This window comes from Cupriavidus gilardii, assembly GCF_013314895.1.
Classification (GTDB): Bacteria; Pseudomonadota; Gammaproteobacteria; order Burkholderiales; family Burkholderiaceae; genus Cupriavidus; species Cupriavidus gilardii_C.
Genome location: NZ_JABTYE010000005.1, coordinates 18684 through 42653, shown reverse-complemented (window position 1 = coordinate 42653; position 23970 = coordinate 18684). Strand labels below are relative to the sequence as shown.

Below are 23970 nucleotides of genomic sequence, written 5' to 3'. Positions count from 1 at the left end.
CAGCATCCTGCTCGGCACGGCTAATTGAAAATCTCAAAGAGGCCGATAGGCGAGGACGGCTGCTGCTTGGTGCTGTCGACGCCGCGAACGCAGGGACGACAGCAGCCTCCCAGCAACCTTCATGCAGCATCGCGCCACCATACACGATCGTTATGACGGCGGCATGGCGACGAACTGCGCCGCTACGCGCGCCGGAAACACGCGCTGACCACCAGGCCGCTGCCCGGCGGCGGACGATTGGTCAGCACCAGGCGGCCGCCATTGCGCTGCATGATCCGGTTGACGATCGACATGCCCAGGCCCGCGCCCTTGGCCTCGCTGCGCGCCGCGTCGAGCCGATAGAAGGGCCGCGTCAGCAGCGGCAACTGCTCGTCTGGCACGCCGTCGCCGCGATCGGCCACCACCAGCATCGCCTCCTTGTCATGGTTGCGCGTGGTGATCTCGACCTCGGCGATGCCGCTCTCCGGATGCTTGGCATAACGGCGCGCGTTCTCGACCAGATTGTCGAGGATGCGCTGGACCTCCATCCGGTTGGCCATCGCCATCACCGGCTCGGGCGCATGCACGCGGATGCGGACGTCGTCGTGCGCGGCATAGACGTTGACCGCGTCGCGCACCAGCGACGACAGGTCCACCGGCTCGCTGCTCTCCTGCGCGGGGCGCGCGTAGTTCAGGAACTGGCCGATGATCGCGTCCATCTGCTCGATATCGGCGATCATCGCCTCGCGCGTGGTGTCGTCGACCGGGGACATCTCGGTCTCCAGCCGCAGCCGCGTCAGCGGCGTGCGCAGATCGTGCGAGATGCCGGCCAGCATCACCACGCGGTCGTCGTCGAGCTGGCGCAGGTCGCGCACCATCTGGTTGAAGCTGTGGTTGGCCTGCGCAACCTCGCTCGCGCCGCGCTCCGGCAGCGGCGGCGGATCGCCGCCCGAACCGATCGCGCGCGCGGCATCGGCCAGGCGCTTGAGCGGCCGGTTGACCCGTGCGGTGATGAAGGCCGCGCCGAAGATCGACAGCAGCAGCGCCGCCACGGTCCACCACAGCCATTGCAGCCCCGGCACGCGCTCGAAGCGCTCCGGGCTGATCGCCACCCAGTAATCGTCGCCCTCGATCTCGAAGCTGACCCAGACGCCCGGGATATCGTTGACCGTGGTTGCGATCACGGTATCGCCGCCCAGCCGGCTGCGGATTTCCTGCTGCACCAGCTGGGTCAGGAAGGGATTCGCGGTGGGGGTGGTGAAGTCGTCGTCGCGCTCGCGCGGATAGACCTTGATGCCTTCGTTCTGCACCAGGTCGAGCAGCAGGAAACGACGCCGCGCGGGGTCGGAGTAAAGCAGGGCCGCGCGCGTCAGCTTGACCACGCTGACCACCTGCATCGCGATCTGCTGCGCGCGCGGGGCGCGTTCGAACAGCCGGTAGCTCTGAAACCAGATGCCCAGCGAAATGGCCAGCAACAGCGCGATCAGCATGAAGGTCCGCCAGAACAGCGAACCGAAGAAACGCGTGGCCGTGCGGCGGATCACAGTCGCCACGATAACGGCCGGGACTTATTTCACGCCATCGGGAATGAAGACGTAGCCCAGCCCCCAGACGGTCTGGATGAAACGCGGATTGCCCGGATCGGGTTCGATCAGCTTGCGCAGGCGGGAGATCTGCACGTCCAGGCTGCGGTCGAACACTTCGTACTCGCGGCCGCGCGCCATTTCCATCAGCTTCTCGCGCGACAGCGGCTGGCGCGGATGGCGGGCGAACACCTTGAGCACCGAAAACTCGCCGGTGGTCAGCGTGATTTCCTCATCGTTCTTGGTCAGCGTGCGCGTGGCCAGATTCAGCACGAAGTCGCCGAAGGCGAAGGTCTCGGGCGTTTCCGACGGGGCGCCGGGCACTTCGGCCGGGCCCTTGCGGCGTAGCACCGCGTGGATGCGCGCGATCAGTTCGCGCGGATTGAACGGCTTGGGCAGATAGTCGTCGGCGCCCATTTCCAGGCCGACGATGCGGTCCACGTCCTCGCCCTTGGCGGTCAGCATGATGATTGGCGTCTGATCGTTGGCGCCACGCAGACGCCGGCAGATCGACAGACCGTCTTCGCCCGGCATCATCAGATCGAGGACAAGCAGGTCGAAACGCTCGCGCAGCCAGAGCTTGTTCATGGCAGTGGCGTTTTCCGCGACCAGCACGGTAAAGCCTTGCTCGCCGAGATAGCGGCGCAGCAGATCGCGGAGACGGGGGTCGTCGTCCACGACGAGAATCTTGTGGCTGGTATTTTCCATGGCGCTAATCTTAGCGAGTCTCGCTAGGGGTCAAAATGGCTTAACAAAAGGTTACATACTTTACCTTGCGGACCGCCAAGTGCACAGCGGGCAGCGTTTACACTGCGCGCTGCCCGCAAAGGGCGATCGGTCAGCCTCGATCTGGGAGTCCTGGAGTTGTCCAGCGCAAGCCCGAGCCGGGCAAGTCCCAGACCGCCATTATCAATGAAAGCGAAATCCACCCGGTCCGAACCGCGCCGCGCCTCCGGCGCCCGACGCCGTGTCGCCGGAGCCCTGCTTGCGCTGCTGCTGCCGTCGATGCTGCTTCATGCCGCGAGCGCGTCCGCGCAGTCGCCGGGACTCGGCGCGCTGCTGCAGGGACACGGGCGCCATCCGGGCCGGGGCGCGGAGGGCTATCCGGGGCATTCAGGCCATGCCCGGCAGGACCGCGAACGCCCATCGCCGCGCGAAAGCCGTGGGCGCGCCAACCGCCAGCGCGCCGAGCGCGAGGCCGGCGAGCGGCAGGGCCGCGGCGGCAAGCTGTCTGCCGACGAACGGCGCAAGCTTCGGCAAAGCCTTTACGACATCGGCAGGGAGATGTACCACGGCAACTAGGAGACGCCGTCGCGATGGCGGTGTCCCGGGTTGCTCTCCCCCGTCCCGCGTGCGAGAGAAGCGAGTCACCAGGGGGAGTCACCAGGGGGAGTCACCAGGGGGAGTCACCAGGCCCGCAAGCGAGAGAGGAGATCACCGGCCCCGCAAGCGGGCGAGCGGAGCGGCGGCACCGCTCATCGCGGCTGGAAATGCCGCAGAAAATCGACAAATACCTCCGCCGCCAGCTGCGCGTCCTCGGCGGTAATCGTCTCCAGCGGATTGTGGCTGATGCCGCCGTTGCCGCAGCGGACGAACAGCATCGCCACATCGGTGATCCGCTGCATCATCATCGCGTCGTGTCCTGCCCCGGAGGGCAGCTCGAAGGCCTGCAGCCCGCGCTTGTTCAGCACCGCCGCCAGCTGCGCGCGCAGCCATGGCGCACACGGCGCGTTGTTGACCGGCGGCACCCGTTCCACTTCGGCACGCACGCCGCGTCGCGCGGCGATCGCCTCGATGCCGGCGACGATATCGGCGATTGCGGCCTCGCGCACCGCGTCCTCGCCGGCGCGGATATCCATCGAGAAGTGGCACGCGGCCGGAATCACGTTGCTGGAGCCGTTCGGCACCTGCAACTGGCCGACCGTGCCGACCAGCGTCGGCGCCTGACCGCAGCGCGATTCGACCAGCAGCACCATCTCGGCTGCCGCGGCGGCGGCATCCTTGCGCATCGTCATCGGCGTGGTGCCGGCATGGCTGGCCAGCCCTTCGACGCGCACCTGGAAGCGGCTGCTGCCGGCGATCTGCGTGACGATGCCCAGCGGCAGGTCATGGTGCAGCAGCACCGGTCCCTGTTCGATATGCACTTCGACGAAGCCCAGCAGCGTCGACGGATCGACCGCGGCCGCGCGCAACGCTTCGACATCGCCGCGCCCCGGCAGGTCGGAGTCGGCCAGCGCCTGCGCCAGCGTGATGCCGTCGGCGTCGGCACGCGCCAGCAGGGCCGGATCGAAGCGTCCGGCGAGCACGCTGCTGGCCAGGAAGCTGGTCTTGAAGCGCAGACCTTCCTCCTCGGCGAAGCCCACCACGTCGAAGTGATAGGGCAGCCGGATGCCGGCCTCGTTCAGTGCGCCGACCACCGCGATCGGCAGCAGGATGCCCAGGCGTCCGTCATAGCGTCCGCCGTTGCGCACCGTGTCGAAATGCGAGCCGGTCATCAGCACTTTCGCGTCGGGACCGGCCGACGGGTCGGCCTCGTAGCGGCCGATCACGTTGCCGATCGCATCGACGCGCACCTGCATGCCGGCTGCGCGCATGCGCTCGGCCAGCATCGCCGCGGCGGCGCGATGCGCCGGCGTCAGATAGGCGCAGGTCAGGCCGCCTTCCATATCGGAGAAGCGCGCCAGCGCGTCCGCGGCATCGAGAATGGACTGGCCCAGGGAAGGAGAGGGGGAATGCATGTGCTGGCTCTTCGGTACGTCGATGGGAAGGAAAGTCATGCCGTCGCGGCGGACCGCACGTGTTCGCGTTGCAGCAGCGCCGCGGCCGCCGAGCCGCTGCGGGTCGCCGCTTCGATGGTGGCCGGGTAGGGGCCATACCGGTTGTCGGCCGGCGCGTCGGTATAGTCGCCGGCCAGCGCCAGCCGCGGCACGCCGATATCGTTGCCGGGACGCGCAAGCCCCGGCACGCAGCGGAACGTGGCAAGGCGTTCGGCGATCACGAACTCGCCGCGCGCCTCGGCCAGGCGCGCGGCATCGGGAAGCAAGGGCGCCAGCTGGGTGGCGAGCTGCGCGCGCACGCGCCGCGCCAGTTCGCCCTGCGGCAGCGCGGCGGCATCGTCGGCCGCGCTGATGACCACTGACCAGACATTGTCGCGGCCCGCGTCGGCCGGCGCATCGGGATCGGTGGACAGTGCGGCGCGATCGAAGACGAATTGCCCCGGCGCGGCGGCGCTGGCATCGAGCGCCAGGAACGGGCGCGGCAGGCGCAGCGCACCGACGTTCAGATACAGCGTAACGATCGGCGCGTGGTCGAAGGCGTGCAGCGTGGCCGCGGCCGCCTGCAGCGCGCCTTCATGCGAGCGATGCCGGATCTGCGCCAGCAGGCGCGCCGCCTGCCGCGGCGCGGTGGCAATGACGAGCTGCGACACCTGCTGCTCGCTCGCACCTGTCCGCAGAAGCCAGCCGTGCGGGCTCTCGGCGATCGCCTGCACCGCGGCGCCGGTGCGGACCGTGCCGCCGGCGGCAACGATCGCCTGCGCGGCGGCCTCGGGAAACAGCCGGCTCAGGTCCCAGCGCGGCACCAGCATGTCGCTGTCGCTGCGCGCCGCCAGCAGGCTGTCGCGCAGCACGCGGCGAAACACACGGGCATCGGCCTGTTCGGCCGGCGTGTTCAGCGCCGCCACGCACAGCGGAAACCACAGCCGCTGCTGCAGCGTCGGCGGCATCTGTCCGAGCCAGGCGGCAACGGTCTGGCCAGCCATGCCGTCTTCGTCGATGTCGCCTTCATCGTTGCCGGCGCGCAGCTGCGACAGTACCCCTGCCAACGCCTTGCGCTCGCGCCAGTGAAGGCCACGCGCGGTCAGGCCCATGCCGACGAGATGCCACGGTGCGGGCAGGCGCGGCGCCTGCAGACGCCAGCCGTCGGCATAGGCCATCTGCAGCGGCAGCCGCAGCAGCGCGGCATCGGGATCGACGCCGGCGCGGCGCATCAGTGCGATGGTATGGCGATAGGCGCCGAGCAGAAGATGCTGGCCGTTGTCGAGTTCGCCGGCGACCTGCGGATGGCGCCGCGCCACGCGGCGCGCGCGGCCGCCGAGCACCGGCGCGGCTTCGAACACATGGACCGTGCGGCCGGCCTGCGCCAGTTCGAGCGCTGCGGCCATGCCGGCCCAGCCGCCGCCAATGACGCCCACCGCGTCGACCGCGCCGCCGGCTCGCGGCGACGCCGTGCAGGGCGCGGCGGCGCGGTCGGCCATCGCGGCGTTCAGCGGTTGCGTATCCACGTCTTCCATGCGATCCACAGCTTGCGCATGGGTGTCAGCGAGATGCGCTGGTTCAATACCTGGAAGCCGCTGGCCTCGATTTCGTCGAGCAGGGCGTGATAGATCGCGCCCATCAGCAGGCCGGCGCGCTGCGCGCGGCGATCGGCATCGGGCAGCAGCGCCAATGCCTCGCGGTAGAAGCCGCGCGCGCGTTCGGCGTGATATTCCATCAGCGCGACGAAGCGCGGCGAATGGCGGCCCTGCATGATGTCGGCGGCCGGCACCTCGAAGCGCTGCAGCACATTGACCGGCAGATAGATGCGGCCGCGCCGCGCGTCCTCGCCGACGTCGCGGATGATATTGACCAGCTGCAGCGAGCGCCCGAGCTTCTCGGCGAACTCGAGCGTGCGCGGGTCGCGGTAGCCGAAGATGCGCGCGCTCATGGTGCCGACCACGCCGGCCACGCAGTGGCAATAGCGGTCGAGGCCGGCCTCGTCCAGATAGCGCGTCTGCATCAGGTCCATCTCCATGCCTTCCAGCACCTCGGCCAGCATCGGCTGCGTCAGCCCGCAGGCGGCCAGATGCGGCTGCAGCGCGAGTGTGGTCGGATGGGTCGGCTCGCCGGCGAACAGGCGGTTCAGCTCGCCGTGCCACCAGGCCAGCTGCTGCTGGGCGACGGTCAGATCCTGGGTCTCGTCGACGACGTCATCGACTTCGCGGCACCAGGCATAGAGCGCGGTGATGGCGCGCCGCCGTTCCGGCGGCAGGAACAGGAAGCTGTAGTAGAAGCTGGAGCCGCTCTGGGCGGCCTTGTCTTGACAATACTGGTCGGGCGTCACGCCGGTCTCGGGCTCGCTAGGGGGCTCAATGTCGGGTCCCAATGTCGGGCCCCAATGTCGGGCCATGACGGGCTTCGATCTGGGGCTCGATGTGGGACTCGATCTGGGGCTCAATGCACTGATTTGCTCGCCGCGGCGCCGGCCCGGTAGCGCGCTGCCGCTCGCCATGCCAACAGCAGCCAGTCGGCAGGCCCGAGCGTCGGGCGGCGCCGGAAGACATCGTAGCCGACGGCCTCGAGGCGTTCCAGCACACGCAGGCCGCCTTGCACCACCAGCCGCAACTCCCAGCCGATGCGCCAGTCCACCGTGCGCGGCAGGTCCAGCGCGAGCGAAGCGCCGGATTGTAGCATCGCCTCCGTGCGGATTTTCAGCTCGTCCATCAGCGCCAGCCAGCGCACGTCGCAGCGGCCCTCGGCCAGCGTGTTGTCGTCGACGCCATGGCGCGCCATCGCGTCGGCCGGCAGGTAGACGCGGCCGCGCGCGAAGTCGATGGCAACGTCCTGCCAGAAGTTGACCAGCTGCAGGCCGGTGCAGATCGCGTCGGACCGGGCGAAGCGGTCCGGCGTGGCCGCGCCGTACAGATGCAGCATCAGCCGGCCGACCGGATTGGCGGAGCGGCGCGAATAGTCGAGCAGGCTGTCCCAGTCGGCATGGCGGTGCACGGTCACGTCCTGGCGGAAGGCATCGAGCAGGTCGTGGAACAGCGTCAAAGGCAACTGGTATTCGGCGATGACCGCGGCCAGCGCGCGCATCATCGGCGTGCCGGGATCGGTGCCGGCCTCGATGCGGTCGAGCGCATCGGCGAGCGCCCCGAGCGCAGCCAGCCGCTCGTCCGGCGTGGCATCGCCCTCGTCGGCGAGATCGTCGGCGGTGCGGGCGAAACGGTAGATCACCGCCACCGGCCGGCGCAGCCGGCGCGGCAGCAGCACGCTGGCGACCGGGAAGTTCTCGTAGTGGTCGATGGCGAAGCCTTGCTCGGCGGCGGGAGTGGGCGGCGTTGGCATCGTATCGGCGGAGGACGCATCGGGCTCGGACATGGCGGCAGCATTGTAACCACCGGCTCGCCGCGCGGACCGCCGGGGCCGCTTTGGAGCTGCTTTGGAGCTGCCTTGGAGTTGCCTTGGAGCTGCCTTGGAGCTGCGCGGGAGCTGCTTTGGAGCCGCTTCCACCCTACCGATTGGGGGCATGTCGGCACGCATCGCACGCCAATTCGCGCCTAAATCGGCGGTTTTACCCCTCAAATGGGGTGGTTCGTCGCGTCGCGTTTGACGCACCCCGAACGGCTGGATATATTGCTGACCGGCCGGTTATTTACTGCCGGACCCGCCGTCCCTCGGACGGCGCCATCGTCGTGTCGCGCGGCAGCGTAGCAGCTGGCCGCCAGTCCGGCCATGCCGGGCGCACGTCGCCTCTCGTCATGCCGTTGCACCCGTCTTATCGCCATCCATGCCAGTGCCTTGTCCCGGGCCGGAAGTCGCGGCCGTCAACGCTTTCAAGCCCTTGCCGTCGACCGTCGGCGCGGTGTTGCTGTTTGCCCTGCTGGTGTTGAGCGGTTGCTCGCGCGAGCCCGAGCGCGCGCCGGAGGTTCGGCCGGTGCGTCTGCTGCAGCTGCAGTCCGCCACCGGGCAGTCTGTCTACGAGTTTTCCGGCGACGTGCGGCCGCGGGTCGAATCCCGGCTCGGTTTCCGCGTCGGCGGCAAGATCGCCGCGCGGCTGGTGGACGTGGGCGCCACGGTGCGGCGCGGGCAGCCGCTGGCCCGGTTGGATCCGACCGATCTGAATCTGGCCGAGCAGGGCTCGCGCGCGCAGTACGAGGCGGCGCGCACCGACCGCGATCTGGCGGCCGCCGATCTGAAGCGCTACAACGATCTGTTCGCCAAGGGGTTTATCAGCGCCGCCGAGCAGAACCGGCGCCAGGCCAGCTACGAAGCGGCCGCCGCGCGGCTGCGCCAGGCCGAGGCGGCGCTGCGCGAGCAGACCAACCAGACCGGCTATACCGTGCTGGCGGCCGACGCCGACGGCGTGGTCACCGCGATCGATGCCGAAGTCGGGCAGGTGATCAGCGCCGGGCAGTCGGTGGTGCGGGTCGCGCAGACCGCCGAGAAGGAGGTCGCGATCGGCCTGCCCGAGGATCAGGTCGATTGGCTGCGCCAGATCCGCGACGTCAGCGTGCGCACCTGGGCCGAGCCCGACCGCATCCTGCCGGGCCGCGTGCGCGAAATCGCCGCGGCGGCGGACCCGATCACGCGCACCTATGCGGCGCGCATCACGGTGCCGAATCCGCCGGCCGATCTGAAGTTCGGCATGACGGCGATGGTGACTTTCGTGCGGACCGGCGCTTCACCCGCGGTGCGCGTGCCGCTGACTGCGCTGCTGCAGCAGCAGGGCACCAACCAGGTCTGGGTCTACGACGGCGCGGCGGGCACGGTGCAGCCGGTTGCCGTTACGCTCGGTCAGCCGATCGGCAACGAGATCGAGGTCAGCAGCGGCTTGCGTCCGGGCCAGACGATCGTCACCGCCGGCGTCCATCTGCTCAAGCCGGGGCAGAAGGTGCGGCCGCTGCAGACCTTGGCGCCGGCGTCCGCGCCGGGGGCTGCGTCCGCCGGTCCGAGCCCGGCCCCGGCCAGCGCGCCGGGCGCGCGCAGCTAAGGGCGCGGCGATGGAGCATTCCCGATTCAATCTGTCGCGCTGGGCCCTCGAACACCAGGCGCTGACCCGCTATCTGCTGGTGGTGTTCCTGCTGGCGGGCCTGATGTCGTATTTTCAGCTGGGCCAGGACGAGGACCCGCCGTTCACCTTCCGCGTGATGGTGGTGCAGGCCTTCTGGCCTGGCGCCACCGCCGAGCAGATCGCGGTGCAGGTCACCGACAAGCTCGAGCGCCAGCTGCAGGAGGTGCCGTACGCGGACAAGATCCGCAGCTTCTCCAAGCCGGGCGAGACCACGGTGATCTTCCAGCTGCGCGACGATGCGCCGGCCAGGGAGACCGCGCAGATCTGGTACACGGTGCGCAAGAAGATCGGCGATATCGCCGGCACGCTGCCGGCCGGCGTGCGCGGACCATTCTTCAACGACGAGTTCGGCGATGTCTACGGCACCATCTACGCGCTGTCCGCCGACGGCTTCACCTACAAGGAACTGCGCGAATATGCCGATCTGGTGCGCCAGCAGCTGCTGCGTGTGCCGTCGGTCGCCAAGGTCTCGCTGATCGGCCTGCAGGACGAGAAGATCTATATCGAGTTCAACCAGACCCGCTTCGCGCAGCTCGGGCTCGATCTGAACGCGATCGCCGACCAGATCGCCGAGCAGAACAACCTGACCGCCAGCGGCGTGCTGGTGACGCCGAGCGACAACGTGCAGGTGCGCGTGTCGGGGCAGTTCGCCGACGTCGGCGATCTGCGCAATATGGTGCTGCGCGGCCCCAACGGCGCGGCCAATATCCGGCTCGGCGATATCGCGCGCGTCTATCGCGGCTATGTCGATCCGCCGGCGCCGCGCATGCGCTTCAACGGCAAGGACGTGATCGGCCTGGGCATCTCGATGGAGAAGGGCGGCGACATCATCGCACTGGGCGAGTCGCTGCGGGCGGAAGCGGACAAGCTGCGCAAGCAGCTGCCGGTCGGCATCGAGATGGAGCAGGTGCAGGACCAGCCCGAGGCGGTCAAGCGCTCGGTCGGCGAGTTCGTGCGCGTGCTGATCGAAGCGGTGGTGATCGTGCTGGCGGTCAGCTTCATTTCGCTGGGCCTGCATACGAAACCGCTGCGGCTCGACGTGCGCCCCGGCCTGGTGGTGGCGCTGACGATCCCGCTTGTGCTGGCGGTGACCTTCCTGTTCATGAACGTGTTCAACATCGGCCTGCACAAGGTGTCGCTCGGCGCGCTGATCATCGCGCTTGGCCTGCTGGTCGACGACGCGATCATCGCGGTCGAGATGATGGTGCGCAAGCTGGAGGAGGGCTTCTCCAAGATGGAGGCCGCGACCTTCGCCTATACCTCGACCGCGATGCCGATGCTGACCGGCACCTTGATCACCGCCGCCGGCTTTCTGCCGGTGGGGCTGGCGCGATCGACGGTCGGCGAATACACGTTTGCGATCTTCGCGGTGACGGCGCTCGCGCTGGTGCTGTCGTGGCTGGCGGCGGTCTACTTCACGCCGTATCTGGGCTATCTGCTGCTGAAGGTCAAGCCCAGCGAGGGCGGGCACCACGAGGTGTTCGACACGCCGTTCTACGCGCGCTTCCGCCGCGCGGTCGACTGGTGCGTCGACTGGCGCAAGACCGTGATCGCGATCACGCTGGCGACGTTCGCGCTCGGCATCTTCGCCTTCCAGTTCGTCGAGAAGCAGTTCTTCCCCGATTCGAGCCGCCCAGAGCTGATGGTCGAGATGTGGCTGCCCGAGGGCGCCAGCTTCGCGCAGAGCGAGGCCGAGGCAAAACGCTTCGAGGCGGCGCTGCGCGGCGATGCCGATGTCGGCAGCATCACGACCTTCGTCGGCACCGGCGCGCCGCGCTTCTATCTGCCGCTGGATCAGATTTTCCCGCAGAGCAATGTGGTCCAGCTGATCGTGCTGCCGGTCGATGTCGAGGTGCGCGAGCGGCTGCGCCAGCGGATCATCGCGCTTCTGGCCAGCGACTTCCCGCAGCTGCGCGGCCGCGTCAAGCTGCTGCCGAACGGGCCACCGGTCGCCTATCCGGTGCAGTTCCGCGTGATCGGGCCCGAGGCCGCGGGGGTGCGGCGTATCGCCGATCAGGTCAAGGCCATCATGAGCGCGAATCCGAATACGGTGGGCGTCAACGACAACTGGAACGAGAACGTCAAGGTGCTGCGCCTGGACATCGACCAGGAAAAGGCGCGCGCGCTGGGCGTGACCACCAATGCGATCGCCCGCGTCACGCAGACCGTGCTGACCGGCGCGCCCGTCGGGCAGTATCGCGACGGCGACAAGCTGATCGACATCGTGATGCGCTCGGCCCGGGACGAACGCGAGGCGCTGGCCGATCTGCACAACGTCCAGGTGCCGACCAGCAGCGGCCGCGCGGTGCCGCTGACGCAGGTCGCCCGCATCGGCATCCGCTCCGAGCCCGGCATTGTCTGGCGCGAAAACCGCGATTTCGGCGTGACCGTGCAGGCCGATGTGGTCGACGGCATCCAGGGACCGACGGTTACGGCGCAGATCGATCCGGAGCTCGACAAGCTGCGCGCCGAACTGCCGGCCGGCTACCTGATCACGGTGGCCGGGGCCGAGGAGGAGAGCGGCAAGGCTGGTGCGTCGATCGCCGCGCAGCTGCCGCTGTGCGTGTTCCTGATCTTCACGCTGCTGATGCTGCAGCTGCACAGCTTCTCGCGCGCGGTGATGGTGTTCCTGACCGGCCCGCTCGGGCTGATCGGCGCCGCCGCGACGCTGCTGCTGCTGCAGGCGCCGATGGGCTTCGTCGCCCAGCTCGGCATCACCGCGCTGGTCGGCATGATCATCCGCAACTCGGTGATCCTGGTCGACCAGATCGAGCAGGACATCCGAGCCGGCGTGCCGGCCTGGACCGCGATCGTCGAGGCCGCGGTACGGCGCTTCCGGCCGATCATGCTGACCGCGGCGGCTGCCGTGCTGGCGATGATCCCGCTGTCGCGCTCGGTGTTCTGGGGGCCGATGGCGGTCGCGATCATGGGCGGGCTGCTCGTCGCCACGGTGCTGACGCTGCTGTTCCTGCCGGCGCTGTATGCCGCCTGGTTCCGCGTGCGGCGGCCGGAGGAGGGGCTTGGCGTGATGGCTTGATCGTGGGGCGGTCGGGGCGCGATCCGAAGGCCATCGAGGGGGCTGGATTCGCGCCAAACCATGCGCTACAATCCGCGGTCTTTGCCGGGCAGCGGTGCAACGCCGCGGGACGGCCGAAGAAGCAGGGGGCGCATGCGGTTCCGGTCGCCTCTTTTTGTTTTTTCGGCCCCATGCCGGGCAGACCGCGGCGCCTCCCGTCTGGGCGGTACCGTTTGGACCGCGAGGGTGGCGAAATTGGTAGACGCACCAGGTTTAGGTCCTGACGCCAGCAATGGTGTAGGGGTTCGAGTCCCCTCCCTCGCACCACCACGCCTTCATCGTCTCGTCATCGCCTCTCGTTGGCGGTCCGCGGCGATTGTGATCGGCGAAACATCTGCTTACCAACGTTTCACCTTTGGGCTCCCTTGTGACGGGTGCCGGCGCTAAGCTTCCCGACAAGAAGAACTGCGCAGAAACACTGCGTGTGACGCCCGCGTCGAATCGGAACCCCCACCATGACCCAAACCGCTCAATCCCTCTGCCTTGCCCTCTTGCTGGCCTTGCCGCTGGCCGCCCAGGCCGACCCCTGGAAGGACGAAAGCGGCCATGGCAAATGGCGCGGTCATCACCATGGCGGCGACTACAAAGAGGAATACTGGGACGGCAACTGCAAGGTCGAACGCAAGTTCAAGGGCAACGGCGACTACAAGGAAGAGCGCAAGTGCAAGGGTCCGCGCTACGGCTATTACGGTCCGGCTCCGGTGTATGTCGAGCCCGCCCCGGTCTATGTGCCGCCCGGTGTCACCGTCCACGGTACCGTGACCTTCCCGCGCTGATTCCTGGCGCGGTTTTCCGCGCCGTCCTTCGCACCGTTCCTCGTACCGTTCTCCACACCGCTCTTCCGGCCGTTCTCGCCGTCATCCGCCCCGGGCCGCGCGACCGCCGCCGCCCGGGTTGCCGCGTCCTATAGTAGAGACCCGCAGACCAGCGTTGCACCGGCACCCATCAGCGGGCCGGGCGCCCTCCGCCCCACGCCAGTGCGCGCAATCCCTGTATCTCGATGAGGGGACCCATCATGGCACTGGCAACCACCCTGGCGACTTGCCTGAGCAGCAAGAACAGCCATTTCGATATCATCCGCCACCCCTATGCCCTCGGCAGCATGGCGACCGCGCAGGCGGCGCATGTGCCGGGCGATCGTCTGGTCAAGACCGTGCTGCTGGAGGACGAGGCGGGCTATGTGGTGGCGGTGATGCCGTCCACCCGTCTGCTCGATCTGTCCGAACTGTGCGAGCGCACCGGCCGCCGGCTGACGATGGCCAGCGAGGACGAGGTCCGCGAAGTGTTCAAGGATTGCGCGCTCGGTGCGATTCCTCCGGTCGGCATGGCCTACGGCATGCGCACCTATATCGACGAGAGCCTGCTCGGCCAGCCCGAGGTCTATTTCGAGGCCGGCGACCATGAGGAGCTGATCCACATGACGACGGAGGCCTTCCTCGAACTGATGGCCGGCGCCGAGCGTGGGCAGTTCACGCGGCGCATGATGTAGCAGCCCAGCGCTGGAGAAGCGGCCCGGCCGGGCGCGGCGCTCAGGGCTGCACGCCCTCCAGCGTGAAGCTGGCGCCGGCGTCCTGGCCAAGCAGTTCGACCAGCGCCGGCAGCGCCGCTTCCAGCGCTGCGCGCAACGTCCACGGCGGATTCGCCACGAACATGCCGCTGCCATGCAGGCCGAGCCCGCCGGGCACCGGGTGCTTGACCGTCAGCGTGGCATGCAGCCAGCTCTTGAACGGCAGCGCCTTCATTTGCACCGGCAGTTGCGTGGACTCGCGCCGCTGCACCTGCGGATACCAGACCGCATAGGTGCCGGTGGCAAAGCGCTGCAACCCGTCGCGCAGGCATTGCACGGTGCGGGCGTAGTCCTGCTTGTCCTCGTACGACGGATCGATCAGCACCAGCGCGCGGCGCGGGGGCGGCGGCAGAATGGCCTTGATGCCGCCGAAGCCGTCGCCGTCGTACAGCATCACGCGGCGCCCGGCGCCGCGGAAGTTGTCGCGCAGCACCTGGATCTCGGTGCTGTGCAGTTCGAACAGCCGCAGCCGGTCCGCTTCGCGCAGCATCTGCCAGGCCAGCCAGGGCGAGCCGGGATAGTGCCTGAGACGGCCATCGGGGTTCAGCGTGCGCACCTGGTCCAGGTATTCCTGCAGCAGCGGAGGCAGTTGGCGGCCATCCGCGGCGGCGCGCCACAGCGGCGCGATGCCGGTTTCGAACTCGGACTTTCTGGTCGCATAGCCCTCGTCCAGCGCGTAGAGGCCCGCGCCCGCATGGGTGTCGATATACCAGAACGGCTTGTCCTTCTGCGTCAGGTATTCGAGCAGGTGGGTGACGATGGCGTGCTTGAGAACGTCGGCGTGATTGCCGGCGTGGAAGGCGTGGCGATAGCTGAGCATGGCAGGGGCGGGCGGAGCAGGGCGCCATGCTACCATCCGGCCGGCCTTCCGCGGCAGCCGCGGCCGTCATCCAGCGGCCGCCATGCAGCGTGTTGCGCCGGTTTTGTCCCGTGCCGCGACGCCTTTGGCCCAGCCACGGTCCGCCTGGTTTTCCGTCCCCATGTCCCGCGCCCTCGATCCCGCCGAGCCCATCCTGTCCGCCCAGGGTACGCCGTACTCGCCCCGCTATGACGACGTCTATCACAGCGTCGAAGGCGGACTGGCGCAGGCGCGGCACGTGTTTCTTGGCGGCAATGGCCTGCCGCAGGCGTGGCACGGACGCGAACAGTTCGTCATCGTCGAGACGGGCTTCGGCCAGGGGCTCAATTTCCTGGCGACGTGGCAGGCCTGGCGCGACGATCCGCGCCGCTGCGCGCGCCTGCATTTCGTGTCGATCGAGAAGCATCCGTTTACCCGCGAAGGTCTGGCGGCATTGCATGCCGGGCTCGACGCGCTCGCGCCGCTGGCGCAGCAGCTGCAGGCGGCATGGCCGCTGGCGCTGCCGGGTCTGCATCGGCTCGCCTTCGAAGGCGGCGCGGTCGTGCTGACGCTGGCGCTGGGCGACGTGCAGACGCTGCTGCCGCGGCTGGCCGTCGGCGCGGATGCGTTCTATCTGGACGGCTTCGCGCCGGCGCGCAATGCCGACATGTGGGACCCGGTGGTGATGAAGGGACTGGCCCGGCTGGCGCGTCCCGGTGCCACCCTGGCCACCTATACGGCGGCGGGCTTCGTGCGCCGCGGCCTGCAGGCGGCGGGCTTCGACGTCAGCAAGGCGCCCGGCTTCGGCAGCAAGCGCGACATGACGATCGCGCGCGTGCCGGCCGAGCGGCGGCGCCGTCATGCCCCGCCTGCGCCCGGCGCCTGGACCCGGCGCCACGCGATCGTGATCGGCGCGGGGCTGGCCGGCTGCGCCGTGACCGAGCGGCTGGCGGCGCGCGGCTGGCGCGTGACGCTGATCGACGCCCACGACGGCCCCGCCCGCGCGACCTCGTCGCATCGCGCCGCCGCCATGCATCCGCATCTGTCGCCCGACGACAGTGTGCTGTCGCGGTTGTCGCGCGCCGGCAATCTCTACGCGTTACGCGCCTGGCAGGCGCTGGCCGACGCCGGCCATGCGGTCGGCTGGCATGGCTGCGGCGTGCTGCAGGTCGGTCAAAACGACGAAGACACGGCACTTCAGCAGCGCGCGCTGGCCGAACTGGGCTTGCCGCAGCAGTATGTGCAGTGGATGTCGGCGCAGCAGGCCGCCGACGAACATGGCGCGACGGTGGGCCGCGGCGGCTTGTGGTTCCCGCAAGGGGGATGGGTCGCGCCGCCCGACGTCTGTCGTGCCCAACTGACGATGGCGGGGGCGTCTGTGCAGACGCGGTTCGGCTGCCGCATCGCTTCCGTGCAACGGACCGATGACGGCTGGCAGGTCTTCAATGAAGCTGGGCGGCCGGTGGCCGAGGCGCCGGTGCTGGTGCTGGCCAATGCGCACCAGGCGAGCGGCCTGTTGCCGCTGCGCCATCTGCCGATCCGCCGCGTGCGGGGGCAGCTGACCACGCTCGAGCCTGGCGATGCCGATCGATTGGGCCGGTGGCCCGATTGCGTGGTGACGGGCAGCGGCTATCTGCTGCCGCGCGACGCTGACGGCAGCGCCCGGATCGGCTCGAGCTACGAGCCCGACGAAGGGCCGCTGGTCGAACGCGTCGAGACTCATGCCGACAATCTGCGCCGGCTCAAGATGCTGCTGCCGGACAGGGCCGCGGCGGTGGACGGGCTGGATCCCGCTGCGCTGCGCGGCTATGTCGGCGTGCGCAGCGTCTCGCACAATCGCTTGCCGTGGGTCGGCCAGGTAGCCGACGAGGCCGAGTGCGCGCGCCGGGCCGGGTCGCTGTGCGGCGCCCATCTGCGCCATCTACCGCGGCTGCCCGGCCTGTATGTGGCGCTGGCCTTTGCCTCGCGGGGACTGACGTGGGCGGCGCTGGCCGGCGAACTGCTGGCCAGCCGCATCGAAGGCGAGCCGCTGCCGGTGGAAAGCGACCTGGCCGACGCGCTGGATCCGGCGCGGCTGCTGCTGCGGGCGTTGCGGCATGGGCAACATGACGGCGCGGAGCAGGACGTCGATGAGCAGGGCGGCGATGAGGCCGCAGGCCAGGGCGCCGAGCAGGCCAGTCAGGCCCGCTCAGGGTAAAAACTGCCGGAACCGGATCGAAACCGTGCGATAATCCCCGTTTTCCGTTTGCGCGGTGTGTTTGTTTGCGCGAGTTCGCGATCGGGGCTCAGGCGGCTTGTCCGCATGCCTCATGCGTGGCTGGTGCGTGCGAACCGTTCGACGGCCTGAGGGAGCAAACCCTGCACGCAGGCACGCAAGCGGAACGCGCTGACGAACACAACAACATTTCTGGATTGGATTGACGACCATGTCGAATGTGATTGAAAACCTCGGCAAACTCGACCGCAAGGTGACCCTGGCCATCCCCAAGGCCGAGGTCGAGAAGGAGAAGCAGGAGCGCCTGGTTCGCCTGTCGAAGACGGTCAAGATGGCCGGCTTCCGCCCGGGCAAGGTGCCGATGAAGATGGTCGAGAAGCAGTACGGCCAGCAGGTCGAGTTCGAAGTGCGCTTCGACAAGGCCGCCCGCAAGTTCTTCGACATCACCCAGCAGCAGGACGTCAAGGTCGCCGGCCAGCCCAAGTTCGAGATCAAGACCGAAGGTGTGGCGGATGACGAAGTGGCATTCGACGCTACCTTCGAGGTCTACCCGGAAGTCAAGATCGGTGACCTGTCGGCCGCCGAAGTGGTCCGCACCAAGACCGAAATCACCGACGCCGAGATCGACAAGACCATCGACATCCTGCGCAAGCAGCGCGTCCACTACCATGCCCGCGGCGAAGCCGGCGAGCATGGCGATGGCGGCGGCGAAGTGGCGGCGAAGAACGGCGACCGCGTGACGGTCGACTTCGTCGGCAAGATCGACGGCGTCGAGTTCGCCGGCGGCAAGGCCGAGGACTTCGTCTTCGTGCTGGGCGAGGGCCGCATGCTGCCCGAGTTCGAGCAGGCCGCGCTGGGCCTGAAGGTCGGCGAGAGCAAGACCTTCCCGCTGGCGTTCCCCGAGGACTATCACGGCAAGGAAGTTGCGGGCAAGACCGCCGAATTCACCATCACGATGAAGCAGGTCGAGTGGGCTCACCTGCCCGAGGTCGACGACAACTTCGCCAAGTCGCTGGGCATCGCCGACGGCAGCGTCGAGAAGATGCGCGCCGACATCCGCGAGAACCTGGAACGCGAGGTCAAGCGCCGCACGCACGCGATGCTGAAGGACCAGGTCATGGAAGCGCTGCTGAAGGCCAGCGAGCTGGACGTGCCCAAGGCCCTGATCGAACAGGACCAGGAGCGCCTGGTGCAGATGGCCCGCCGCGACCTCGAGCAGCGTGGCATGCCGAACGCCAAGGACATGCCGATTCCGCCGGAGATGTTCGCGCAGCAGGCAGAGCGCCGCGTCAAGCTGGGCCTGATCCTGGCCGAGATCGTCAAGGCCAACGGCCTGGAAGCCAAGGCCGACCAGATCAAGGCCGAGATCGAAGAGTTCGCCAAGAGCTACGAGGATCCGAAGGAAGTCATGCGCTGGTACTACGGCGACCAGCAGCGCCTGGCGGAAATGGAAGCCTACGTGCTCGAAAACAACGTGGTAAATTTCGTGTGCGAGAAGGCCAAGGTCATCGACAAGTCGGTGTCCTTCGAGGAGCTGACGGCCGAAGGCAACGGCGGCCAGCAAGCCTGATCGATAGCCGCCTCAGGGCAAAGCCGCCTTCGGGCGGCTTGTTTGCCTTTTGCCGAGGCCACTGGCCTGCCACCGAATTCCTGGAGAACTCTGCATGACCCGCAATGATTTGCTCGATCGTCTCGCCACCACGCAAGCTTCGGCGCTCGAGACCATGGGCCTCGGGCTGGTGCCGATGGTGGTCGAGCAGTCCGGTCGGGGCGAGCGCGCCTATGACATCTACTCGCGCCTGCTGAAGGAGCGCCTGGTGTTCATGGTGGGCGAAGTCAACGACCAGACCGCCAATCTGGTGATCGCGCAGCTGCTGTTTCTGGAGAGCGAGAATCCCGACAAGGATGTCTTCCTCTACATCAACTCGCCGGGCGGTTCGGTCTCGGCCGGTCTGGCGGTGTACGACACGATGCAGTTCATCAAGCCGGACGTGTCGACGCTGTGCATGGGCATGGCCGCCAGCATGGGCGCGTTCCTGCTGGCCGCCGGCGCCAAGGGCAAGCGCCTGGCGCTGCCCAACTCGCGGATCATGATCCACCAGCCGCTGGGCGGCGCGCGTGGCCAGGCCTCGGACATCGAGATCCAGGCGCGCGAGATCCTCTATCTGCGCGAACGGCTCAATTCGATCCTGGCCGAGGTCACGGGTCAGCCGGTCGAGAAGATTGCCCGCGATACCGACCGGGACAATTTCATGAGCGGCGATCAGGCCGTCGACTACGGCCTGATCGACAAGGTGATCGCCCGCCGCGGTTGAGCCACGCTCGCGCGGCGCGCCGGTTTCCGGCGTTGCGGCTCCAGTCGGGCCCGAGCCGGACCCCGATCCGGCCCCAAACAGCCAAGCCTACACCACAAAACGAGGCCCTGCGCCTCGTTTGTGGTGTTTGCCCCCACACCCAGGGGGTTCCGCCCGCTGCCCTAAAGGTTTTGGCGTATGATGCGTTTGACGCGTATCGCCAAGGTCCTTTCTGCGCCCTGGCGCGCCCCTGCTAATGTGACGATTCCTATGGCGGACAAAAAAGGTTCATCCAGCGAGAAGCTTCTGTATTGCTCCTTCTGCGGCAAAAGCCAGCATGAGGTCAAGAAGCTGATCGCCGGCCCGTCGGTGTTCATCTGCGACGAATGCATCGACCTGTGCAACGAGATCATTCGCGATGAAGCCGCCGGCGCCGACAAGGACGCCCCGGCCGCGGCCAAGTCGGATCTGCCGACGCCGCACGAGATCCGCGAAAGCCTGGACCAGTATGTGATTGGCCAGGAGCAGGCCAAGAAGATTCTGGCCGTGGCTGTCTACAACCACTACAAGCGGCTCAAGCATCTTGGCAAGAAGGACGATGTCGAGCTTTCCAAGAGCAATATCCTGCTGATCGGCCCGACCGGCTCCGGCAAGACGCTGCTCGCGCAGACGCTGGCCCGCCTGCTCAACGTCCCGTTCGTGATTGCCGATGCGACCACGCTGACCGAAGCCGGCTATGTCGGCGAGGACGTCGAGAACATCATCCAGAAGCTGCTGCAGAACTGCAATTACGAGGTCGAGAAGGCCCAGCGCGGCATTGTCTACATCGACGAGATCGACAAGATCTCGCGCAAGTCGGACAACCCGTCCATCACCCGTGACGTCTCGGGCGAGGGCGTGCAGCAGGCGCTGCTGAAGCTGATCGAAGGTACGATGGCCTCGGTGCCGCCCCAGGGCGGACGCAAGCATCCGAACCAGGACTTCCTGCAGGTCGATACCACCAACATCCTGTTCATCTGCGGCGGTGCCTTCGATGGACTGGAAAAGGTGATCATGCAGCGTTCGGACAAGACCGGCATCGGCTTCGGTGCCCAGGTCCAGAGCAAGGAAGAGCGCGATGTCAGCGAGGTGCTGCCGCAGACGGAGCCCGAGGATCTGATCAAGTTCGGCCTGATTCCCGAGCTGATCGGCCGCCTGCCGGTCGTCGCGACGCTGTCCAAGCTGGACGAGGCCGCGCTGGTGCAGATCCTGGTCGAGCCGAAGAACGCGCTGGTCAAGCAATATCAGAAACTGCTGGCGATGGAAGGCGTCGAACTGGAGATCCGGCCGGCAGCGCTGTCCGCGATTGCCCGCAAGGCCATCAAGCGCAAGACGGGTGCGCGCGGCCTGCGTTCGATTCTCGAACAATCGCTGATGGATGTCATGTACGACCTGCCGAATTACAAGGGCGTGCAAAAAGTCGTGATCGACGAAAGCACGATTACCGGCGACGCACCTCCCTTGCTGATGTACGAGGACCAGCCCAAAGTGGCTGGCTCCAACTGACGCGAACGCCGGCGCAGGGCGCGTCCGCGCCGGCAGCCAACCGACAGGCCGTTCGCGAAAAGCGAGCGGCTTTTTTTCTTCATTTCGCCAAACGAACGGGAGGAAACGCGGGTATGCTGTTTGCGCGGGATTCGCAAGTGTCGGGGCCGTCATTTGACTGATGCTGCGAACCGGTGATTGCTGTCTTGTAATCGGTTCGTGCGACCCAATTTACGCCTTAAATGACTGACTGGGGAAACTGATGTCTGGAACACAACTCCTCCCGGCTGAGCCGATTCGCCTCCCATTGTTGCCGCTGCGCGACGTGGTGGTGTTTCCGCACATGGTGATCCCGCTGTTCGTGGGTCGCCCGAAGTCCATCAAGGCGCTGGAAACTGCGATGGAGTCGGGCAAGAGCATCATGCTCGTGGCCCAGAAGACGGCGGCGAAGGATGAGCCCACCGCCGAAGACCTGTACGAGGTCGGCTGCATCGCCAATATCCTGCAGATGCTGAAGCTGCCGGACGGCACCGTGAAGGTGCTGGTCGAAGGCACGCAGCGCGCGAATATCCGCGAAGTGAGCGAGGACGACTCGCATTTCATGTGCGAGGCCGTGCCGGTACCTCTGGGCCCGGGCGAAAGCGCCGAGACCGAGGCCCTGCGCCGCGCGATCGTGTCGCAGTTCGACCAGTACGTGAAGCTGAACAAGAAGATCCCGCCGGAGATCCTGACCTCGCTGTCGGGCATCGACGAGCCGGGTCGCCTGGCCGACACCATCGCCGCGCATCTGCCGATCAAGCTCGAGCAGAAGCAGAAGATCCTGGAGATGGTCAACGTGACCGAACGCCTGGAGAGCCTGCTGTCGCAGCTCGAGGGCGAGATCGACATCCTGCAGGTCGAGAAGCGCATCCGTGGCCGCGTCAAGCGGCAGATGGAGAAGAGCCAGCGCGAGTACTACCTGAACGAGCAGGTCAAGGCCATCCAGAAGGAACTGGGCGAAGGCGAAGAGGGCGCCGATCTCGAGGAGCTCGACAAGCGCATCAAGGCCGCCCGCATGCCGAAGGAGGCCAAGAAGAAGGCCGAGGCCGAGTTCAAGAAGCTCAAGCTGATGTCGCCGATGTCGGCCGAGGCGACCGTCGTGCGCAACTACATCGACACGCTGGTCAACCTGCCGTGGCGCAAGAAGAGCAAGGTCAATAACGATCTGGCCAACGCCGAGCGCGTGCTGGACGAAGACCACTACGGTCTCGAAAAGGTCAAGGAACGGATCCTGGAATACCTCGCCGTGCAGCAGCGCGTCGACAAGGTCAAGGCGCCGATCCTGTGCCTGGTCGGCCCGCCCGGGGTCGGCAAGACCTCGCTGGGCCAGTCGGTGGCGCGGGCCACCAACCGCAAGTTCGTCCGCATGGCGCTGGGCGGCGTGCGCGACGAGGCCGAGATCCGCGGTCACCGCCGGACCTATATCGGTTCGATGCCCGGCAAGATCCTGCAGAGCCTGACGAAGGTCGGCGTGCGCAATCCGCTCTTCCTGCTCGACGAGATCGACAAGATGGGCATGGATTTCCGCGGCGATCCGTCGTCGGCGCTGCTCGAGGTGCTGGACCCGGAACAGAACCACACGTTCCAGGACCACTACATCGAGGTGGACTTCGACCTGTCCGACGTGATGTTCGTGGCGACCTCGAACTCGCTGAACATTCCGCCGCCGCTGCTCGACCGGATGGAAGTGATCCGGCTGTCCGGCTACACGGAGGAAGAGAAGGTCAACATCACCCAGCGTTATCTGCTGCCGAAGCAGATTCGCAATAACGGCCTGAAGCCGGGCGAGATCGAGGTCACCGAAGCGGCGATCCGCGACATCATCCGCTACTACACGCGGGAAGCCGGCGTGCGCTCGCTCGAACGCGAGGTATCGAAGATCGCCCGCAAGGTGGTCAAGATGCTGCTGCTGAAGAAGGAGAGCGGCACGGTCAAGGTCGATTCGGACAACCTGGATAAATTCCTCGGCGTGCGCAAGTACGACTTCGGCCTGGCCGGCAAGGAAAACCAGGTGGGCCAGGTCACCGGTCTGGCGTGGACCGAGGTCGGCGGCGATCTGCTGACGATCGAGGCGGCGCTGATGCCGGGCAAGGGCAATATCACCCGCACCGGCTCGCTGGGCGACGTGATGAAGGAATCGGTCGAGGCCGCGCGTTCGGTGGTGCGTTCGCGCGCCCGCCGGCTGGGCATCACCGACGAGATGTTCGAGAAGCGCGACATCCACATTCACGTGCCCGAGGGCGCGACGCCGAAGGACGGTCCGTCCGCCGGTATCGCGATGACGACGGCGCTGGTGTCGGTGCTCAGCGGTATCCCGGTGCGCGCCGATGTGGCGATGACCGGCGAGATCACGCTGCGCGGCGAAGTGCTGCCGATCGGCGGTCTGAAGGAGAAGCTGCTGGCCGCCCACCGCGGTGGCATCAAGCTGGCGCTGATTCCGGAGGAGAACGTCAAGGACCTCGCCGAGATTCCGGACAACGTCAAGAACAACATCGAGATCGTTCCGGTGCGCTGGATCGACAAGGTGTTGGAAATGGCGCTCGAACGGATGCCCGAGCCGCTGCCGGAAGAAGTCGCCAGCCCTGCCGAAGTCAAGGACAAGGGTGCGGCGGCCACGCACGAGATGATTCATCACTGAGCGCGCCGATCGTGTGCCGGCCGGGCGTCCCGCCCGCCGGCACCGCAAGACGCAAAAACCGCAGGGTTCGCCCTGCGGTTTTTTTTTGCGGCGCGCCCGGTGTTCGGCTTGGCAAAGCCGAACACGCTGTATTACACTTGCGGCCTCGCAGCGCAAACGGCAGTCGACGGCTGATACGTGCGCGGCGATACAGCCTGATTCGCGGCATTGCAGCCACATGGCGGCAACATCGCGGCAACATCGAGCGGGTGCTTAGCTCAGCTGGTAGAGCGGCGCCCTTACAAGGCGTAGGTCGGGGGTTCGATCCCCTCAGCACCCACCACTCACTCGATGGCCCCGATCGCCATGCCGCCGCGTCATTGAAGGGCCGTATCGCCGGGCAGCGAG

At 67.4% G+C, this 23970-nt stretch carries 17 protein-coding genes and 2 tRNA genes; 12 read left to right on the top strand and 7 right to left on the bottom strand.

Annotated elements, in window-relative coordinates; translation table 11 throughout:
* Nucleotides 1–182: 182 nt before the first annotated feature.
* Nucleotides 183–1532: an ATP-binding protein gene (locus tag HTY53_RS06335; protein WP_174105620.1), complete on the bottom strand. Its 1350-nt coding sequence runs from the start codon at nucleotides 1530–1532 to the stop codon at nucleotides 183–185.
* A 15-nt stretch (nucleotides 1533–1547) separates the two neighbouring features.
* Nucleotides 1548–2270 (bottom strand): osmolarity response regulator transcription factor OmpR, encoded by a 723-nt coding sequence (gene ompR / locus HTY53_RS06330; protein WP_006576352.1) that lies wholly within the window; start codon nucleotides 2268–2270, stop codon nucleotides 1548–1550.
* Between the two features lie 204 nt (nucleotides 2271–2474).
* Here ompR and HTY53_RS06325 point away from each other — a divergent pair, with 204 nt between their 5' ends.
* Nucleotides 2475–2864: a hypothetical protein gene (locus HTY53_RS06325; protein WP_174105619.1), complete on the top strand. Its 390-nt coding sequence runs from the start codon at nucleotides 2475–2477 to the stop codon at nucleotides 2862–2864.
* Nucleotides 2865–3037: 173 nt separating this feature from the next.
* On the opposite strand, the gene HTY53_RS06320 is transcribed toward HTY53_RS06325, so the two are convergent.
* From HTY53_RS06320 to hpnC, 4 genes are all read right to left on the bottom strand, one after another.
* Nucleotides 3038–4300, bottom strand: a complete 1263-nt coding sequence (locus HTY53_RS06320; protein WP_174105871.1) for a Zn-dependent hydrolase — start codon at nucleotides 4298–4300, stop codon at nucleotides 3038–3040.
* 35 nt (nucleotides 4301–4335) lie between these two features.
* Nucleotides 4336–5853, bottom strand: coding sequence for a hydroxysqualene dehydroxylase HpnE (gene hpnE / locus HTY53_RS06315; RefSeq protein ID WP_254599846.1), 1518 nt, complete (start codon nucleotides 5851–5853; stop codon nucleotides 4336–4338).
* On the bottom strand, nucleotides 5826–6662 hold the full coding sequence (hpnD, locus tag HTY53_RS06310; protein WP_174105618.1) for a presqualene diphosphate synthase HpnD: 837 nt from the start codon (nucleotides 6660–6662) through the stop codon (nucleotides 5826–5828). The genes hpnE and hpnD overlap by 28 nt, the downstream gene beginning before the upstream one ends.
* Nucleotides 6663–6772: 110 nt before the next feature.
* A complete protein-coding gene (gene hpnC / locus HTY53_RS06305) occupies nucleotides 6773–7699 on the bottom strand; it encodes a squalene synthase HpnC (protein WP_438820931.1) in 927 nt (308 codons plus the stop codon).
* Between the two features lie 409 nt (nucleotides 7700–8108).
* On the opposite strand from hpnC, the gene HTY53_RS06300 reads away from it, so the two are divergent.
* The 5 genes from HTY53_RS06300 to HTY53_RS06280 all read left to right on the top strand — a co-directional run bounded on the left by HTY53_RS06300 (nucleotide 8109) and on the right by HTY53_RS06280 (nucleotide 13957).
* A complete protein-coding gene (locus HTY53_RS06300) occupies nucleotides 8109–9311 on the top strand; it encodes an efflux RND transporter periplasmic adaptor subunit (protein ID WP_174105617.1) in 1203 nt (400 codons plus the stop codon).
* A 10-nt stretch (nucleotides 9312–9321) separates the two neighbouring features.
* Nucleotides 9322–12429: an efflux RND transporter permease subunit gene (locus HTY53_RS06295; RefSeq protein WP_174105616.1), complete on the top strand. Its 3108-nt coding sequence runs from the start codon at nucleotides 9322–9324 to the stop codon at nucleotides 12427–12429.
* 219 nt (nucleotides 12430–12648) lie between these two features.
* A tRNA-Leu gene (locus tag HTY53_RS06290) sits at nucleotides 12649–12735 on the top strand.
* 188 nt (nucleotides 12736–12923) lie between these two features.
* Nucleotides 12924–13244 carry a PXPV repeat protein gene (locus HTY53_RS06285; protein WP_174105615.1) on the top strand — a complete coding sequence of 107 codons (321 nt, stop codon included), beginning with the start codon at nucleotides 12924–12926 and terminating at the stop codon, nucleotides 13242–13244.
* Nucleotides 13245–13483: 239 nt separating this feature from the next.
* A complete protein-coding gene (locus tag HTY53_RS06280; RefSeq protein WP_174105614.1) occupies nucleotides 13484–13957 on the top strand; it encodes an aminoacyl-tRNA deacylase in 474 nt (157 codons plus the stop codon).
* Between the two features lie 40 nt (nucleotides 13958–13997).
* Here the strand turns inward: HTY53_RS06280 and HTY53_RS06275 are convergent, their stop codons facing one another.
* The gene (locus HTY53_RS06275; RefSeq protein WP_174105613.1) at nucleotides 13998–14855 is read right to left on the bottom strand and encodes a 23S rRNA (adenine(2030)-N(6))-methyltransferase RlmJ; all 858 of its coding nucleotides are present in this window, start codon (nucleotides 14853–14855) and stop codon (nucleotides 13998–14000) included.
* A 160-nt stretch (nucleotides 14856–15015) separates the two neighbouring features.
* On the opposite strand from HTY53_RS06275, the gene mnmC reads away from it, so the two are divergent.
* The 6 genes from mnmC (at nucleotide 15016) to HTY53_RS06245 (ending at nucleotide 23905) form a co-directional block, all read left to right on the top strand.
* Nucleotides 15016–17070 (top strand): bifunctional tRNA (5-methylaminomethyl-2-thiouridine)(34)-methyltransferase MnmD/FAD-dependent 5-carboxymethylaminomethyl-2-thiouridine(34) oxidoreductase MnmC, encoded by a 2055-nt coding sequence (gene mnmC, locus HTY53_RS06270; RefSeq protein WP_174105612.1) that lies wholly within the window; start codon nucleotides 15016–15018, stop codon nucleotides 17068–17070.
* A gap of 229 nt (nucleotides 17071–17299) precedes the next feature.
* The gene (gene tig / locus HTY53_RS06265) at nucleotides 17300–18658 is read left to right on the top strand and encodes a trigger factor (RefSeq protein ID WP_174105611.1); all 1359 of its coding nucleotides are present in this window, start codon (nucleotides 17300–17302) and stop codon (nucleotides 18656–18658) included.
* 94 nt (nucleotides 18659–18752) lie between these two features.
* Entirely contained in the window at nucleotides 18753–19403 is a 651-nt protein-coding gene (gene clpP, locus HTY53_RS06260) for an ATP-dependent Clp endopeptidase proteolytic subunit ClpP (protein ID WP_006575957.1), read from the top strand.
* 249 nt (nucleotides 19404–19652) lie between these two features.
* Nucleotides 19653–20927: an ATP-dependent Clp protease ATP-binding subunit ClpX gene (gene clpX / locus HTY53_RS06255; RefSeq protein WP_174105610.1), complete on the top strand. Its 1275-nt coding sequence runs from the start codon at nucleotides 19653–19655 to the stop codon at nucleotides 20925–20927.
* A gap of 241 nt (nucleotides 20928–21168) precedes the next feature.
* On the top strand, nucleotides 21169–23583 hold the full coding sequence (lon, locus tag HTY53_RS06250) for an endopeptidase La (protein WP_174105609.1): 2415 nt from the start codon (nucleotides 21169–21171) through the stop codon (nucleotides 23581–23583).
* A gap of 246 nt (nucleotides 23584–23829) precedes the next feature.
* Nucleotides 23830–23905, top strand: a tRNA-Val gene (locus HTY53_RS06245).
* Nucleotides 23906–23970 lie beyond the last annotated feature (65 nt).

Bases quoted from the DNA above. Each gene is read 5' to 3' on its own strand.
- HTY53_RS06325 (WP_174105619.1), top strand. From the start codon at position 2,475: ATGAAAGCGAAATCCACCCGGTCCGAACCGCGCCGCGCCTCCGGCGCC.
- HTY53_RS06280 (WP_174105614.1), top strand. From the start codon at position 13,484: ATGGCACTGGCAACCACCCTGGCGACTTGCCTGAGCAGCAAGAACAGC.
- hpnE (WP_254599846.1), bottom strand. From the start codon at position 5,853: ATGGAAGACGTGGATACGCAACCGCTGAACGCCGCGATGGCCGACCGC.
- lon (WP_174105609.1), top strand. From the start codon at position 21,169: ATGTCTGGAACACAACTCCTCCCGGCTGAGCCGATTCGCCTCCCATTG.
- HTY53_RS06295 (WP_174105616.1), top strand. From the start codon at position 9,322: ATGGAGCATTCCCGATTCAATCTGTCGCGCTGGGCCCTCGAACACCAG.
- HTY53_RS06285 (WP_174105615.1), top strand. From the start codon at position 12,924: ATGACCCAAACCGCTCAATCCCTCTGCCTTGCCCTCTTGCTGGCCTTG.
- tig (WP_174105611.1), top strand. From the start codon at position 17,300: ATGTCGAATGTGATTGAAAACCTCGGCAAACTCGACCGCAAGGTGACC.
- HTY53_RS06320 (WP_174105871.1), bottom strand. From the start codon at position 4,300: ATGCATTCCCCCTCTCCTTCCCTGGGCCAGTCCATTCTCGATGCCGCG.
- clpX (WP_174105610.1), top strand. From the start codon at position 19,653: ATGGCGGACAAAAAAGGTTCATCCAGCGAGAAGCTTCTGTATTGCTCC.
- HTY53_RS06300 (WP_174105617.1), top strand. From the start codon at position 8,109: ATGCCAGTGCCTTGTCCCGGGCCGGAAGTCGCGGCCGTCAACGCTTTC.
- clpP (WP_006575957.1), top strand. From the start codon at position 18,753: ATGACCCGCAATGATTTGCTCGATCGTCTCGCCACCACGCAAGCTTCG.
- mnmC (WP_174105612.1), top strand. From the start codon at position 15,016: ATGTCCCGCGCCCTCGATCCCGCCGAGCCCATCCTGTCCGCCCAGGGT.
- HTY53_RS06275 (WP_174105613.1), bottom strand. From the start codon at position 14,855: ATGCTCAGCTATCGCCACGCCTTCCACGCCGGCAATCACGCCGACGTT.
- ompR (WP_006576352.1), bottom strand. From the start codon at position 2,270: ATGGAAAATACCAGCCACAAGATTCTCGTCGTGGACGACGACCCCCGT.
- hpnC (WP_438820931.1), bottom strand. From the start codon at position 7,699: ATGTCCGAGCCCGATGCGTCCTCCGCCGATACGATGCCAACGCCGCCC.